The following is a 14,339-nucleotide window of genomic DNA, read 5'->3' as shown; positions in this document are numbered from 1 at the left end:
CTCCCGGCCCTAGGAACGCAGCTCCAGCACCGCCCTAGAATAATATTCGGTCGTCCATGCGACCACCGAGTTGGTCAGCAGGGTCAGGCACCACGCCTGCTCGGTCTGCTGTTCCAGGTGCGGGCGGGTGATGGTGCCCTGCTGGGCGTAGTGCAGGTCGCGGCGCAGTGCGTGCAGGCTTTCCCCCTTGTTCAGTTGTCGCGAGATCTTCCTTCTGAAGGCCGGGTCCGACAGGTATTTGGCCAGGTGGACGGTCCTGCGCAGCATGCCCCATTCCTTCAGAGCGGCGGCCAGGGTGTTCTGCCGGGAGGCGGCCGACCACTTGCCGACGATCAGCGAGGCGGTGGCCTGGCCGTATTTCAGCGATCCGGCCATCCGCTGCAGGTCCGGCCAGCAGTCGGCGATGAGGTCCTCATTCCAGCGCGCGCCTAGCAGCGGCCCGGCGTGCGGATAGCGCTTGGCGATCTCGGTCGGGGTGTCGTCCCGTACCAGGGTGACCCGGGTCAGGTCCCGCAATCGCGGATCAACGCCTTGCCGACCAGATCGAACAACGCAAAGTTGATGAGTGTGGCTCCGTGACTGTCGGTCGCGTGCTCGGCGATCGGGAGGTCGGTTGCGTTGCCGAGGAAGTCGTCCAGGACGAAGTGCGCCTCCCGCGCCGTCGGCACGATGATCTTCGTGCCGTACGTCGACCACTGATCGGAGACATGGGTGTACGTGGAGAGCACCTGACCGCTGTGAATGACCATGGTCCGGCCGGTCAGGGTCTTGCCGCGGACGGGGAACCGCTGGCCATCCGATGAGCTCATGGTGCCACCGCCGAACACTTTGGCCAGCTCCAGGCCGTAGTGGTGGTCGACGATGACCGTGTTGGCCTCGCGCAGCGTCTCCTCCCGCACGTACCACTCCATGGTCCAGGCCAGCACGTCGTAGGACACCCCGCAGGCCTCCGACATGCGGCAGGCCCAGGTTGGTGGACATCGCGATGAGCACGGCCAGGATGTTGCGCTTGGTCTCCACGGACGTGGTGAGCTTGCGGCCGCCGGCGTGGGTGAAGCAGTCCAGGAAGTGCGTGCGGGCGTCCAGTTCGATCAGCAGCGAGGCGATCGGCGCGAACGGCAGCATCGCGGCCAGCTCGTCCCTCAGCGCCTTGGCCTCGGCCGGTACGTCCTCGGCCGACAGCGGCGGCACCACCAGATGCTCGTCCTCATCCAGCCGGACCATGCCGGTGTCGTCGGGAGCGGCGCCGGCCAGGGTCGTCTCCAGCTCCTGCAGGGCGGCGTGCAGTTCCTCCTTGCCCTGCTCCAGCGCCTCGGCCGCGTTCGGCGGCTTGCCCACAAGGCGGCAGTACTCTCCTCGCCGGGGCGCCCACTGCTCGGGCGTGTACAGGTAGGTAGCCGGGTCGGCGTAGCGGCGCGAGCCCGGCACGAAGACATCCCCGCTGCGCAGCCCGTCCCGCAGGCACAAGATCACGCACAGCTCCCAGTAGTGGCGGTAGGCGGTGTCCTCCCCGGGCCTGCGAGCCTTGGCCAGATAGTCGGCGTACTTGGCGGGCATGAAGCCGCTCGGCGCCCCCGCAGGCACCTTCCGGCCACCGAGCCGGTTCATCTCCTTCAAGACGGCCACCGCCTCCATCAGCTCGGCTGTGCCCGGCCCGCCCTGGAAATCGATCGCGGCCAGCACGTTCGGCGTGAACTGGCGCAGGTAGGTGTAGGAGGACTCCAGCTCCGACAGCCGGCCGTGATCGCGGGGCAGCGGCTTCCACGCATCAGAGGTGATCTCCCGCAGCCGCTGCATGCCGATCCGCTCGCGCAGCATCCCGCCCACCTCATCGTCGGCGATCGACGGGTCGGCCAGCACCGGCAGGATCATCTCCATCACCAGCTGCCGGGCCTCACCCTTCTTGGCCCGCTCGACCAGCGCCTCATCCGTCTTGGACTTCGCCCGCGACTCCCGAGCCGACACCGCCTGGTCGAACAGGGCCACCACCTCATCCAATTGGTCGACCGCCGCCTGGGCCACGAACGCCAGCAGGATCGGAAACTTACGCTCCTTGCGCCGCTCCAGCCCTTGGTTGGTCGAGCGGCGCGCAACCTGGGCCAGGAACCGGCGCCGCTCGTTCGGCAGCACCGACACATCCATCTGGTGGGAGTCAATCGCGCGCAGCCAGCCCAGCTTGTCGATCGCGGTCTTCACCGACGTCGCCGAGGCATCCCGTGCCGGGCTGACCAGCCACTCCAGCCGGGTCATCCCCAGCCCCGCATCCACCAGCAGCATCCGCTCCAGATCGGCGCGGACCTCCGCCGTCAGCAAATGCCCCACCAACTGCGAGGTCAGATCGGAGGCCGCCTTGCGGGCCGTGCCGACCATCTTGGCCAAGATGAGAGCGCCGGGCCGGATCACCTTGGCCGCCATCAGATACTCGCGCGCCAGGTTAACAGCAACGTGGGCGAGTCGTGCTCCATCGCCCGGTCCAGCAGGAACTGCTCCAGCTCCTTCATCGCCTGGCTGCCCGCCGGCCCGCCTCGTTGACCTGGGCTGTTGTGAGCGCCTAGAGAAACGCCGAGCCCGAGCCGAAGCCGAGGGCTGGCTCGGCGAGATCGAAGGCATCGACCTCACCCTGACCTTCTTGCGTCTGAAGCGAGACCAGACCCGCCGGCTCGCCAGAGTCGCTCCGACCGACCTCGGAATGCCAGGCATGCCGTCCACGCGACCGTGACACACACCACCGACGACTTCCACAGGCCCCTGCGGGTGGGCCATGCCGGCGAATTCAGCCAAGCGCGGCACGGCACGACGCGACCCACGCAGGCTCACTGCGCACGTCAGTGACGTGGCTGGCGTGCCTCGATGAGGAAGCGATGATCGCGCGTTACGAAAGCGCCCTCGACGCGGATGCGGTCATGAAGCCTGCGCAACGCGCCGTCGTAGCGGGCGAGGTCGAAGTCGCGAATCTGCCAGGGAACAGCGCGCAACTGGAAGACGACAGCGGCGATGTCGTGGAAGACATAGTCGATCATCTCTTCGCGCGCGTCCAGCACGTCCAGCCCGTGACTCTTCAGGCGCTCCACCGCGATGGCCAGGGTCCAGCCGTCCGGATCCGCGGGAGGTGGCGCTCCCAAGGCGTTATTCAGAGCCAGGCCGTTCCGGCTGCCCACCTGCTGCGTGAGCAGCCGGCCGTTGGGCACGAGAACGCGGGCCACCTCGGCCGCGTTCAACCCGCCGTGCCTGTTGAGCACAAGGTCAAAGACGACGTCACGTATCGGGATTCGGTTGGCGGCGCCGCCCAGCACCACGACCCCGTACGGCCGCAGCCGTTCGGCCGCGACAGGGATGTTGGGCCGCCACGCCTCCGTCGCGACCATGTGCCGGGGCAGCGGAGCAAGCGAGGCCAGGACCTCGCCTCCACCCGTGTCGACGTCCAGCGGTCGGCGCGCCACTGCGAGGAGCTTCGAAGCCCGGCGGGAGTAGGACCACGGTGGCCTTCCGCCGCTCGTCCTCCCGCGCAGCCAGCTGAAGTCCCAGCCCGGCCCCTCCGCACCGACGGACGACGCGATGGCCTGCTCGATGAGCATGTCGTAACCCTGCACCCGGCAAACGCTAGTGAGCGTCGCCGGAACCGGCTACTCGATTACGAGGTCTCCTCATAGGGCGAAGCTGGAAAGGCTCAAGATCCATTTGACTAGTGCAGAGAAACTCCAGGAACAGGAAGAAAGTCTTCATGGCCTGCGCTCGTGACAGCCGGGTGCCCTTGGCCGTGGTGCGCAGCACCTTGCCGAAGTACACGTCGGCGTCGGCGGGTTCGCCTCCGCGTGGTCCGCCTGGCGGCAACGGATCGAGCGCCACCCCCTCACCGGCGACTTCGGCAAGTTCTCCGCACTGGCCGGCTGCGCCGGCTGGGCGTTGCCCGTGACCGATACCCGGGTACGCGACACCGGCACCTCACTGCAACTGTCCGGGCACCTTCACGAGACCATGTCACCCTACGCATGGACGACCCAAATGCAGGCCATCATCGGCGGCGCGGTCCTGACCGTCGACGACGACGTACACGGTTCGGTCTTCATGGATCCCGCGTGCGGCGCCAAAGTCGCCACATACTTCGAAACCGGCCGCCTCGCCCATGGGCGCTGCCGCGGCATGCGGCCATAAGCCGGGATTTGCGATCAGAGGGCCTCTTCCGCGTTGAGCTGACTCAGTGCCATCGTGACAGCCCCGACGAGTAGGAGGCCCTTGTCTCGGAGATTCCGTAGTCCGAGGGCCTCGGCCTGTCCGGCCGTCAGCGCATGGGTTCACCTTCAATTCCTAGGCAGACCCACCATCAAGTACACGAACCCGATGGCGGAGGCTCGGGCGGCCGCGGATGACGGCGTCTGGTCCGCCGCAATCAACATCTAACTCCAGCTCAGGCACGGTTTGGCGGCTCATCGCAGGTTTCTTAACGGCTCGTCGGCAAAAACCTAACACGGCGGCTTCGTTCCCCTGCGGCCTGGTCTCCGACTGCGCTGACCAAGCCAACCCACATCCACATCAGCCGCAGCCTCGGCCACCCCCCGCCTGCCGAATACCGGGTCCGGCCCGCCCAGACACCTACGACGGGTCGGCTTCGCCAGATGCCTGCGGCGATACCTCTGACCGGGACGATGCCGGCACAAGCCGGATAGCCTCCTTCACCGACGCCTCCACCTGGAAGGCGGTGCGCAAGCCGATGCTCATCAACCGGTCCTCCGCGAAACTCGCTCTGGCGCACGCGCTGCCAGCGCTGGCGGACGTCCGGCTCCGCGTCGGACCTGAGCGAGGGCCCTCCGGCCTCGCCGCAGGCGCGGGGGCGTTGCCGTGCGCCCCGGCTGCCGAGCTCGTGCCCCGCCGGTCCCCTCCCCCGGATGAGGCCAGCGGTTGCGCCGTCTCGCCAGCCTCGCGGACCTGGTCGGGCCGTCCAACTGCCCGACTTACCCCTTTCCTTTTGTGCGTTCCAGGTGGACCTGTGGGTAGCGACGCCCGCTGAGCTGCGGTCCGACAAGTACGTTGCACGCTGGTGGTCCCGGTCGTTCACCTCGACCTGGCGGATTCCAGGCCCTGTGGGGAAGTCTGGTCGCGAAGGCCGTGGCACTCAAGATTTCAGGGCGGCCCGGGCACATTGTCGTCGCCGAGCCGGGCCGCCCGTGATCAAACTTCTCCGGTCAGCGGTAGTCGTTCTCCTTCAGCTCGATGACCCAGGCACGACGCTCGGCGATCTTGCCGTCGCGCATGACGAACACCTCCGCCATGGACATGCGCATCTCGCCGCCCGCGACTCGCTTCACCGTCCCGGTGAGTTCCGCCATGACGACATCGCCCTGCTCGACCATGCGCACGACCTCCAGGTGGGGAGGGTCGATGAGTTCGGGCGGGCCGTCGATGGCCCTGTCGTAGGCGTCTTTGCCGGTCAGGTGGAAGGCGCCGAAGACAGTCCACTCGATGTCGTCGGTCAGGCAGGACAGGATCTGCTCGTGGTCGTTCTTGCGGAAACCGTCCAGGTAGGTGTTGACGGTCTCGATGTTCCGTGACATGTCTGCTCCTTCGAGTCGGGTGTCGTCCATGGGGGCGCCGCCGCGAACCGGCGGCTCCCTCGTAGGAGGGTCGGAGCTGCCAGAGCGTTCTTGACATCACGTCGACAAGTGACCCTTAACACCGGTACCCACGCCGACAGGAACAGCTAAACGTCGACACTTCAAAGCGACATCTTCCTCTTGACCATCGGTCCACCTCGGACAAGATCGAAATGCCCCCCAGGCAGATGATCTTCCTCTTGGTCAGTGAATCTTGCTCGTGGCGCTGGTTTCTCCCACTACGGTTTGCTCTTGTCCTGATCGTTTCGGTCTGGATGGTGGCCTGTGACCAGTGCTGCTGTCGAGCGGGTAGAGAGTCCTGCTTGGTCGGTTGAGCTGGGACTTATCGACGCGGTGAGCGCCGAACAGCGTGTGGCGCTTTCGTCGTGTGCGGATGTGCGGTTCGAAGTCGTGGGGCCGGTGCGCACGTTCCGATGGTCACGCGGACTTGGACACTTCCCGGGCTGGTGGTGGGCGGCGACAACGGGGTGCCACGTGGGTATGAATCCTGGCTAGAACGCGACCACGTGCGAGCGCTCGATTGACTCTCGCGACCGCATCCTGTCGATGCGGAGCGACGAACACTCGGATCCCCGCCTCTCGTGGCGCGGTCGCCACCGCGCGTAGGTGTTCGAGGGGCCCTACGCGCTGGGCGACCTCCTTCAACCGAGGCCGTATCTCATTTCGTACTGACGGCGGCCGACACTTCCAGGACGATCACGGCAGGCGAGAGAGGAGACGCATGTCAAGGGGACAGTAGGAGTTGGCTCCCCGGGGGCGGACTCGTAACGACCCACGTGGGCGTGATGCAGGAGCCAGTCGACGGTTGCGGTGAGGGTCTTCGCATGATCTCGTCCAATCCTGACGGGTGCAGGTTGCTGCTGACGGCGAGACTCCGGCGTTCGTATGCGGCATCGACCAGGCGATAGAATCCTTCGGCCGCGTCGGGCGAGACGGGCAGGAGCCCAATGTCGTCAACGATGATCAGTCGGTTCTGGTGATCCGGCTGATGGCCTTCGAGACGGAGTCGTCGACGCGGTGTCGTCGCACCAACGCGCCGAGGTCCTCGATGGTGAACCAGGCCACGGTTATCCCGGCGTCGACGGCTGCCTGTCCGAGCGCCTCAGGAAGGCCGCCCGAGTGCGGAGGGTGCAGAGGTTGGCCGTGTCCCGGCTGGCGGCCTCCTCAGCCAGGAGCGCGCGAACGACCTCGGCCGGCTCCCAGCGTTGGGTCTTCGCTGTCGGAATGACCTCGGCCTTCGCCCGGCGGAAGTGAGGCAGCTTCAGGCGCCGCGTCAGGACGATCGCATCGTCGAACGCGGCACCGGTCGTGGCCGCGACGGCGGAAGCCGGGGCAGCCAGTCTGGGTGGGGCAGGTGCAGTTGCGGTGTCAGTCACCAAGGATTCTTTCTCTGCGGTCGGCTAGATTGAGCGAGTGTTCGAACGAGTGAGTGCTGAAGAGTCCGCGGCCCTGGAGGTGCTCGCCTGGAAGGTCCGCAACGAGCTGGCGGCCGCGGGCCTGCCCGTGCTCGCCCCCGGGCTGGACCCGGTCCTGGCCGGTGGCGCCGAGGTGGACATCGACGACGGTGCCGACACGGCAGGCGCAGGCGAGCCGCCGCGCGTTTAGGCTGAAGCAATTGGACGAGCCGGTCCTGCGGCATTCCAGTGCGGTCGGGGCCGCGATGATGCAGGCGATGGGCCGCGGTGTTGGCCTCAGCGGGCTTCAGTGTCGAGGATGCGCGCGACGAATACCGCCCGCAGCAGTTGCGGGTCCTTGCCGGACCGCCGTCCAAACAGCAGTCGGTCTGGTCGCTTCGCGACGACGAGCTGGCCTTGCCCGGTTGGCAGGACGCTCCCGTCGGCAGTGCCGACCGAGACGACCGCGGATCACGGTGTCGTCGTGAAACCCGGACCAGGCGGACGTGCCCGGCTGCACGCTGTGAGTCTCACCGTGGCGGATCGGGTCGACCCGGTCGTGCTCACCCTGATGGTGCAGGATCGACAGCAGGTCGCCCTCGGCGAAGCAGCCCACCGTCGCCGCGGTGCCCAGAATCCGGTCGACGTCGGCGGTCCCGTGCAGCTTCGCCAGGACGGCGTCGGCAATCTTCGCCCGGATCCGGCGGACGCCAGTCGCCACAGCCTCGACCAGCCAGGCCGCCGCCCCCGGGCCGATCGCGAACTGGGCATGAGTCGGATCATGACCAAGCCGGACGCCCGGGATCGGGTGCAGCTCGTGATCGCGGCCTGCGAGTCCGGCCTGGGGTCGGCATCCCCCGGTCGCAGCACGCGGCACCCCGTCCGGTGAAGATCCACCATGGCGGTGCAACCTCCCTCCACGTCCAGGCTGTCTTCGCTATGTGGATCTCAATCACGTTGATCTGTCAGTCGTCATCCCCGCCTACAACGAGGAGCGCCGGTTGGCGCACACGCTCGCCCGCGTCACCGGCCATCTACGGGCTTCCGCGCTGAGCTGGGAAGTCGTCGTGGTCGACGACGGCTCGGCGGACGCCACCGGCGATGTGGCAGAGGCGGCCGCGGGTGACGAGCCGCGCGTGCGGGTGCTGCGCCTGCCGGTCAACCGGGGCAAGGGCCGCGCCGTACGCGAGGGCGTCCTCATCAGCGTCGGCCGTCAGGTGCTGGTCTGCGACGCCGACCTGGCCACCCCCATCGAGGAACTGGCCGGGCTACGCGAGGCCCTGGCCAGGGGCGCGGACGTGGCCATCGGGTCGCGCGCCGTGCCGGGAGCGCGGATCGAGGCCAGGCAGCCGTGGTTCAGAAAGACCTCCGGCATCCTGGCCAACGTCCTGATCAGGCTGCTGGCCGTGCCGGGGGTCGCCGACACGCAGTGCGGGTTCAAGTTGTTCGACGGGGACAAGGCCAGGGCGGCCTTCCGCCTCTGCCGGGTGGACGGGTGGGGCGGGGACGTGGAGGTCCTGCGCATGTTCGGCGAGCGCGGCTGGCGGGTGCGCGAAGTACCCGTCCGCTGGTCGCACCAGCCGGACTCCAAGGTGCGGCCCCACCAGTACCTGGTGACGCTCGGCGAGGTGCTGCGGATCCGGTTCCAGGGCGAGGGCGCCGCCCGCACCGCGTGGGTGACCGCCGTGTTCCTGGCGTTGTCCGTCGCGCTGTACGTCCATCTGTGGGCCGACCCCTGGAACCGGTATCTGACCGATGGTGGGCAGGACCAGAACCAGTGGGAGTGGTTTTTCGCCGTCACGGCGCACAACCTCGTGCACCTGGGCAATCTCCTGTTCACGACGCTCCAGAACCATCCCTCCGGGGTGAACCTCATGGCCAACACGGTCATGCTCGGCCTGTCGGTCCCCCTGGCCCCGCTGACGCTGACGCTCGGGCCACCGATCACGTGGGCGGTCGTGCTGACCGCCGGGCTGGCCCTGACCGGGACGGCCTGGTATGTGCTGTTCGCCAAGCACCTCGTCGGCTCGTGGCAGGCGGCGGCCATCGGGGCGGGCTTCTGCGCGTTCGCCCCGCCGATCATCTCGCACGCCAACGCGCACCCGAACCTCGTCGTGCTCTTCGTCATCCCGCTCATCGTCCGCAGGCTCCTCCTGCTCTGCGAGCGCGAACACGTCACCCGCGACGGCCTGGTGCTCGGGCTGCTCGTCTCCTACCAGGTCTACCTGGGCGAGGAGGCGCTCCTGCTCACAGCCACCGGCCTGGCCGTCTTCGCGGCGGCGTACGCGCTGCTGCGCCCGGAGGTGGCGCGGGCGGCGTACCGGCCCCTGGCTGCGGGGCTGGCGCTGGCGGCCACGACCGGGCTCGCGCTCACCGGCCCCGCGCTGGTCTTCCAGTTCTTCGGGCCGCAGAATTACGCGAGCCTCATTCACGGGCCCGCGGGCAACGACGTACGTGCGCTGGTGGAATACGCGGGCCGATCGCTGGCGGGGGACGCGAACGTGGCGGCGAGCCTGTCGATGAACCTCACCGAGCAGAACGCCTTCTTCGGCTGGCCCCTGCTCGTGCTGACCGTCGGCATCGTCGTGTGGTTGCGCCGCAGGGCGGTCGTGCTGGCGTTGGCGGCCGTGATCGCCGTGTCGGCCTGCTTCGCGCTCGGCCCCGAGATCGTCTTCTACGGCGAGCGCACCGGGATCCCCGGCCCGTGGCTGTTCATGTCGCGCCTGCCGCTGTTCGAGTCGGTGGTGGAGTCCCGCTTCACGATGGTGTGCGTCCCGGCCGTCGGCGCGCTCCTGGCTATCGGCGCCGACCACGCGCTGGCGGCCGCGGCGACCCTGCCCAGGGCTCCCGTACGCGTGCTGCTCTGCCTGGCGCTGGCCGAGGCGTTGCTGCCGCTCGCCCCCACGCCGATCGCCGCGGCCGACCGTCACCCGGCGCCCGCCTTCTTCACCGCCGGCGTGTGGCGCGAGTACGTGCGCCCCGGACACTCGGTGGTGACCGCGCCGCTGCCCGACGCCGCCGACGCGACCCCGCTGCACTGGCAGGTGGCCGCAGGCCTGGGCTTCCCGCTGGCCGAGGGCTACTTCGTCGGCCCGTACGGACCTGAGCGCCAGGGCGTCTACGGCGCCCCGCCCCGCGCCACCTCCTCCCTGCTGCGCGAGGTACGCGACACCGGCGAGGTGCCACGGGTGACCGTGGACCACCGCCGGGCTGCCCGCGAGGATCTGGCGTTCTGGCGTGCCGACGCCGTCGTGCTCGGGCCGCACCACCGGCAGGTCGCGCTGCACGCCACACTGACCGCCCTGCTGGGCCCCGGCCGCCATGTCGCCGGGGTGTGGGTCTGGGACGTCCGGAACATCGTGCAACCTTTCCCGGCGTCGGCGCTGTCGTAGACGATGACCACAACTGAGGAGACGGTGAGCGGTGCGACCCGACGAGGAGCAAGACTACGTCGCGTACGTGACGGCGCGACTACCGGCCCTGCGTCGCCTTTCCTACTACCTGTGCAAGGACGAGCACCGGGCCGACGACCTCGTGCAGAGCACGATCACCCGGCTGTACGTGCACTGGCGGCGTGCCCGTGAGGCCCGCGACCTGCACCGCTACGTCGACAAAATGCTGGTGCGGACCTTTCTCAACGACCAGCGGCTGGGCTGGTGGACGCGGGTGTGGCTGACCGACCGGCCGCGCGAGCTGCCCTGCCCCGGCGGTGACATGGAGACGAAGGTGGTGGTGCACGATGCGCTCGCCCAGGTGCCGCCGCGCCAGCGCGTGGTGCTCGTGCTGCGGTTCCTGTGCGATCTGCCGGTGACGGAGGTGGCGGAGTTGCTGGGATGCTCGGCGGGCAATGTGAAGAGCCAGACCGCGCGCGGCCTGGCCCGGCTGCGCGAGCTGCTCGATCTGCGGGAGTTCACGGTGGAAGAGGTGGGCGAGCATGGATCGCGGTGAATGGCACGGCTCGACGCGGGATCACGCCGTGCTTGGCCTGCTGCGTGACGTCGAGCCCTCAGCGGGCGGCTCCGTTGACATCGGGCGGGCGATGCGCGCCGGACGGCGGCGTGTGCGGAGACGACGGGTCGCCGTGGCTGTCGCGGCGGCCGCCGCGACCGCGCTCGCCGTTTTCCTGCCCTCGCTGCCGTGGACGCGTCCGGCGCCTCCGGCCACGCCGGCGTCGCAGCTCGTGCAGGACGGGCAGGCGTTCGACGCGGCCGCCCCCGCTTTCTTGGTGGGCTCGGCAGGCGGGTTCACCCCCGACAGCTACGAGACCGGCCGCTACCGCCAGGTCATCAGGCTGCGCTCCACGGACCCCGCCAGCCGAGCCACCGCGGTCATCACCATGTATGCCCCCGGCCGCCAACCGAGCCTGCCCGACGGCGAGCCCGCCCCGCCCGTCAACGACCGCCCGGCCCGCTGGATCCCCCGCGGCCTGGCGTGGGAATGGGCACCCGGGGCCTGGGGCACCGTGGCCCTGGAAGATCAGACCGAGGACAGGGATAGGGCCCACCGCGTGGCGCAGAGCGTGCTCCCCCGGCGCGGCGCGCCGGTCTCCATCCCCTTCACGGTCGACCCGGCGGCGATCGGTGCCGGTCGCCGGCTGATCGGCGTCGTGACCTCGTACCCGAACGACCAGGTCACGACACGGGTGTCGGTCAAATACGGCACCCATGACCTAGCCGGCGACTGGATCGAGGTCGGCGTACGGCAGCCACGGCCGTCCACCGCGCCCAATGCCGACCTCAGCAGCACACCCGCGGCGATCTCCGCCTCGGAGGTGCTGCTGCTCCCTGCCGGGAAACCGTACGCGATCTTCGCCAGAGGCGGAGACGGGCCGGCCAGGCGAACCCTCGCCACCGCCGTCACCGTGAATGCCGGGTCACTGAACACGTGAATCCCGGATCTCCACCGATCAGCCGCGGCCCACAGCTCGACGGAGATGTCGGCGGGGACGTGATGGCCGCGTCCCCGGAGGTGGGCGGGCGGCGGTCTGCTCGGCGCTGTCGCAGGCGACCACATGAGCACCGACTCGGGCGAACGGCCGGTCGGCACGCACCTCCGGGGGGCGGATGCGGAGATCCTGCAAAAAGGGGCGCACGCGCTGCGCTCCAAGGGGCCGCCGGTGCCGAGGGAGAAGCTGTGATGCGCTGGAGGCGGCCGGGTCGCCGGTCAATCCGCATGACGACGCCAAGGGCGACATCTGGCAGGCCTTCGACACCCTGCTGGCCAGCGCCCAGCGCACCGGACTCGTCCGGGCCGACATCGACGATCTGCGAAGTCTGACGCTGGGCGCACTGACGATGGAACGCCACGCCCGTGACAGCAACCGACCGGCCGGCCGGATGACCGACATACTCCTGGATGCCCTGCGACGGACAACATGATCCAATCGCCAGCGGTGGCATCGCTGATCCATGGCATGGCATGGCATGGTCGCTCAGCCGACAGTTGGGTGAGGGAGAGGTGGTCGGGGGCTCGCCGGTCCGACGTCCGGTCCCAAGCCGACGAACTCAAAACCGTCGAATTGTGAACCCCCGGAAGGCCGCCGCTCACATTCCGGCCGCCCCGCACCGCGTGCGGAAACCCACCGACGATCTCGTGCCTGCCGAGGATACCAATGCGCCATTCTTCCGAGATTGACATCATCTCGGAAGTACGGCTGGCCCCGAGTCGTACGGCGGAGCTCGAACCCCCTCGACGACATTGCAGCAGGTCAGAGCGCTCAAGATCCACCCATGGCCGGAATTCCCGTTATCTCGGCTCGACCCGACTGTTGCCGCTCTCGCCGGCTCGCCCGGCCGTTCGTCGGCGTGGGCATTGGCCTCTTCTCAGTTCTGCACCATCTCTTCGGTGCGCAGGTCGCTGGCGAGGTCGTAGAGGCTCATCGGTCAGTCGTCCTCAGCGGTTCGGCGGTGATGGTGGCCAGACCAATCTGGTCGGCCAGGAGCGCGAGCAGGGGCCCGGCCGGGTGATGCGCGGCCGGGCGGGAGGCGGTTATCGGGGGAGGTCGCGGGCGGCGCGGAGCGCCAGGTTGGCCTGCTCCAAGAGCGGTGGGACGTGTTCGGCGGCCCACGCGGCGAACAGGTCGTGGTCGGGGTTGCTCGGGGTTGGTGGGCCATATGCGGCGCCAGCAGGGGCAGCCGTTCGGTTCGACCCACGCTTCTGACGCCGACATCCGCGCCGCACGCCGACGCCGACCAGGCAACGCGCTAGGGAAGCTTCGCAACCAAGAACAGCCTCAGCTCCCGCAGTCAAGATCGTTCTCAGCGCCGACGGCTGTCCGCCGGTTCCTCGCCCCCGGATGTGCCTGGGTGGTCAGCTCCATGCTCGCGTCGGTGGCGGGGCAAGACGGTCGACGGCGGCGAGGCGTACCTCCTCGGCGCGGGACACCGAAGTGGAACCGGCCGACCGGAGAAAGACGGTCCAGATTTTTATGCCGATTGCCGCCCCATCCGGCGTACCAGATGATCAGACGATCGGTTCCAGGCGCCTTCCACGTACCTTCATTGACCCCGGTCTGTGCCGTCGTTGCGGCACCCCACGCGCCTAGATAGCCTGAAGTTGCAAAGTACAGACGTTCAGCACGTCGGGCCTCCTTCCCGGGGGTCGACCTTGACTGTGACGAGGGGCTCGGCCGCGCCAACGGCCTGGGCCCCTTCGTCATGAGCAACGCTAGAACAGATCGTCTCCGAGGTTGTAATGGCGAGTTCGGAGGCACTCCGCTCAATCGCGAACGAGGCCACGCTACGGGCGTGACCTCGTGTCGGGGAGGAACACAGTGTGCCGGTAGGAGCGGCCTTACCTTCCGGTAAGCGCCTGGGCCGAGATGGTCCCCTTCCTGTCCTTCGACGTCGAGATCCGCAAGGTGATCTGCTCGACGAATGCGATCGAGAGAACGCCCGCATCCGCAAGGCCGTCCGAGCCCGTGGCCACTTCCCGTCGGAGGCCGCCGCGTTGAAATGCGTCTACATGGCGCTGATGAGCCTGGATCCGACCGGCAAGGGTCGGCGCCGCTGGACGACGCGCTGGAAGGCACCGTTGAACGCCTTCCAGATCGCCTTTGAAGGCCGGCTCACCCCCACCAGCCACTAACACCCACAACAACCAAGTCACCGGGGTTGGTATCCGCTGCGACGTCACGAAATGATCAGCGGCGAGGCCGGTCGTGAGCCCGACGCGTTCTTGGAGCCATGAGCACGTAACCAAGTCTGGTGCCGGGGGCGGTCGAGGGGTTACGTCCTGTCACTACGAGTACGCCGACCAGATTCGTCGGTCCCTGTGCCGCCCTCCGGCTGGCCTCAACCGTATCGAACCCCTGATCGTTGAGGAAGACGTGGTGGCA

The 14,339-nt window shown here is 68.4% G+C and carries 11 protein-coding genes and 2 pseudogenes; 9 read left to right on the top strand and 4 right to left on the bottom strand.

Annotated elements, in window-relative coordinates:
* Positions 1-9: 9 nt before the first annotated feature.
* Together E1294_RS58185 and E1294_RS25705 are read right to left on the bottom strand one after the other, a co-directional pair.
* Positions 10-1,125 (bottom strand): annotated as a pseudogene (locus E1294_RS58185) (transposase).
* Between the two features lie 1,700 nt (positions 1,126-2,825).
* Positions 2,826-3,590 carry a class I SAM-dependent methyltransferase gene (locus E1294_RS25705; RefSeq protein ID WP_220447936.1) on the bottom strand — a complete coding sequence of 255 codons (765 nt, stop codon included), beginning with the start codon at positions 3,588-3,590 and terminating at the stop codon, positions 2,826-2,828.
* 244 nt (positions 3,591-3,834) lie between these two features.
* Here E1294_RS25705 and E1294_RS25695 point away from each other — a divergent pair, with 244 nt between their 5' ends.
* Positions 3,835-4,152, top strand: coding sequence for an alpha/beta hydrolase (locus E1294_RS25695; protein ID WP_132512379.1), 318 nt, complete (start codon positions 3,835-3,837; stop codon positions 4,150-4,152).
* Positions 4,153-5,180: 1,028 nt separating this feature from the next.
* Here E1294_RS25695 and E1294_RS25690 read toward each other — a convergent pair.
* Both E1294_RS25690 and E1294_RS58180 read right to left on the bottom strand, forming a co-directional pair.
* Positions 5,181-5,549: a nuclear transport factor 2 family protein gene (locus E1294_RS25690; protein ID WP_246083276.1), complete on the bottom strand. Its 369-nt coding sequence runs from the start codon at positions 5,547-5,549 to the stop codon at positions 5,181-5,183.
* A gap of 784 nt (positions 5,550-6,333) precedes the next feature.
* On the bottom strand, positions 6,334-6,549 hold the full coding sequence (locus tag E1294_RS58180; RefSeq protein ID WP_425465225.1) for a hypothetical protein: 216 nt from the start codon (positions 6,547-6,549) through the stop codon (positions 6,334-6,336).
* Between the two features lie 473 nt (positions 6,550-7,022).
* Here E1294_RS58180 and E1294_RS54750 point away from each other — a divergent pair, with 473 nt between their 5' ends.
* The 8 genes and pseudogenes from E1294_RS54750 to E1294_RS56035 form a co-directional block, all read left to right on the top strand.
* Positions 7,023-7,214, top strand: a complete 192-nt coding sequence (locus E1294_RS54750; protein ID WP_220447935.1) for a hypothetical protein — start codon at positions 7,023-7,025, stop codon at positions 7,212-7,214.
* 312 nt (positions 7,215-7,526) lie between these two features.
* Entirely contained in the window at positions 7,527-7,892 is a 366-nt protein-coding gene (locus E1294_RS58175; protein ID WP_165977469.1) for a hypothetical protein, read from the top strand.
* Positions 7,893-7,944: 52 nt separating this feature from the next.
* A complete protein-coding gene (locus tag E1294_RS25675; protein ID WP_132512375.1) occupies positions 7,945-10,395 on the top strand; it encodes a dolichyl-phosphate beta-glucosyltransferase in 2,451 nt (816 codons plus the stop codon).
* 31 nt (positions 10,396-10,426) lie between these two features.
* On the top strand, positions 10,427-10,951 hold the full coding sequence (locus tag E1294_RS25670; RefSeq protein ID WP_132512373.1) for a SigE family RNA polymerase sigma factor: 525 nt from the start codon (positions 10,427-10,429) through the stop codon (positions 10,949-10,951).
* On the top strand, positions 10,938-11,891 hold the full coding sequence (locus E1294_RS25665) for a hypothetical protein (protein WP_132512371.1): 954 nt from the start codon (positions 10,938-10,940) through the stop codon (positions 11,889-11,891). Before E1294_RS25670 ends, E1294_RS25665 begins: the two co-directional genes overlap by 14 nt.
* A gap of 123 nt (positions 11,892-12,014) precedes the next feature.
* Positions 12,015-12,140 (top strand): hypothetical protein, encoded by a 126-nt coding sequence (locus tag E1294_RS57310; protein ID WP_281284505.1) that lies wholly within the window; start codon positions 12,015-12,017, stop codon positions 12,138-12,140.
* 4 nt (positions 12,141-12,144) lie between these two features.
* A complete protein-coding gene (locus E1294_RS58170; RefSeq protein WP_425465224.1) occupies positions 12,145-12,381 on the top strand; it encodes an SbtR family transcriptional regulator in 237 nt (78 codons plus the stop codon).
* 1,427 nt (positions 12,382-13,808) lie between these two features.
* Positions 13,809-14,089: pseudogene (locus tag E1294_RS56035) on the top strand (transposase); the annotation flags it as partial.
* Positions 14,090-14,339: the final 250 nt, after the last annotated feature.

Origin of the sequence: Nonomuraea diastatica, from assembly GCF_004349015.1 — a bacterium.
GTDB lineage: Bacteria > Actinomycetota > Actinomycetes > Streptosporangiales > Streptosporangiaceae > Nonomuraea > Nonomuraea diastatica.
This window is presented reverse-complemented; position numbering and strand designations above follow the sequence as displayed.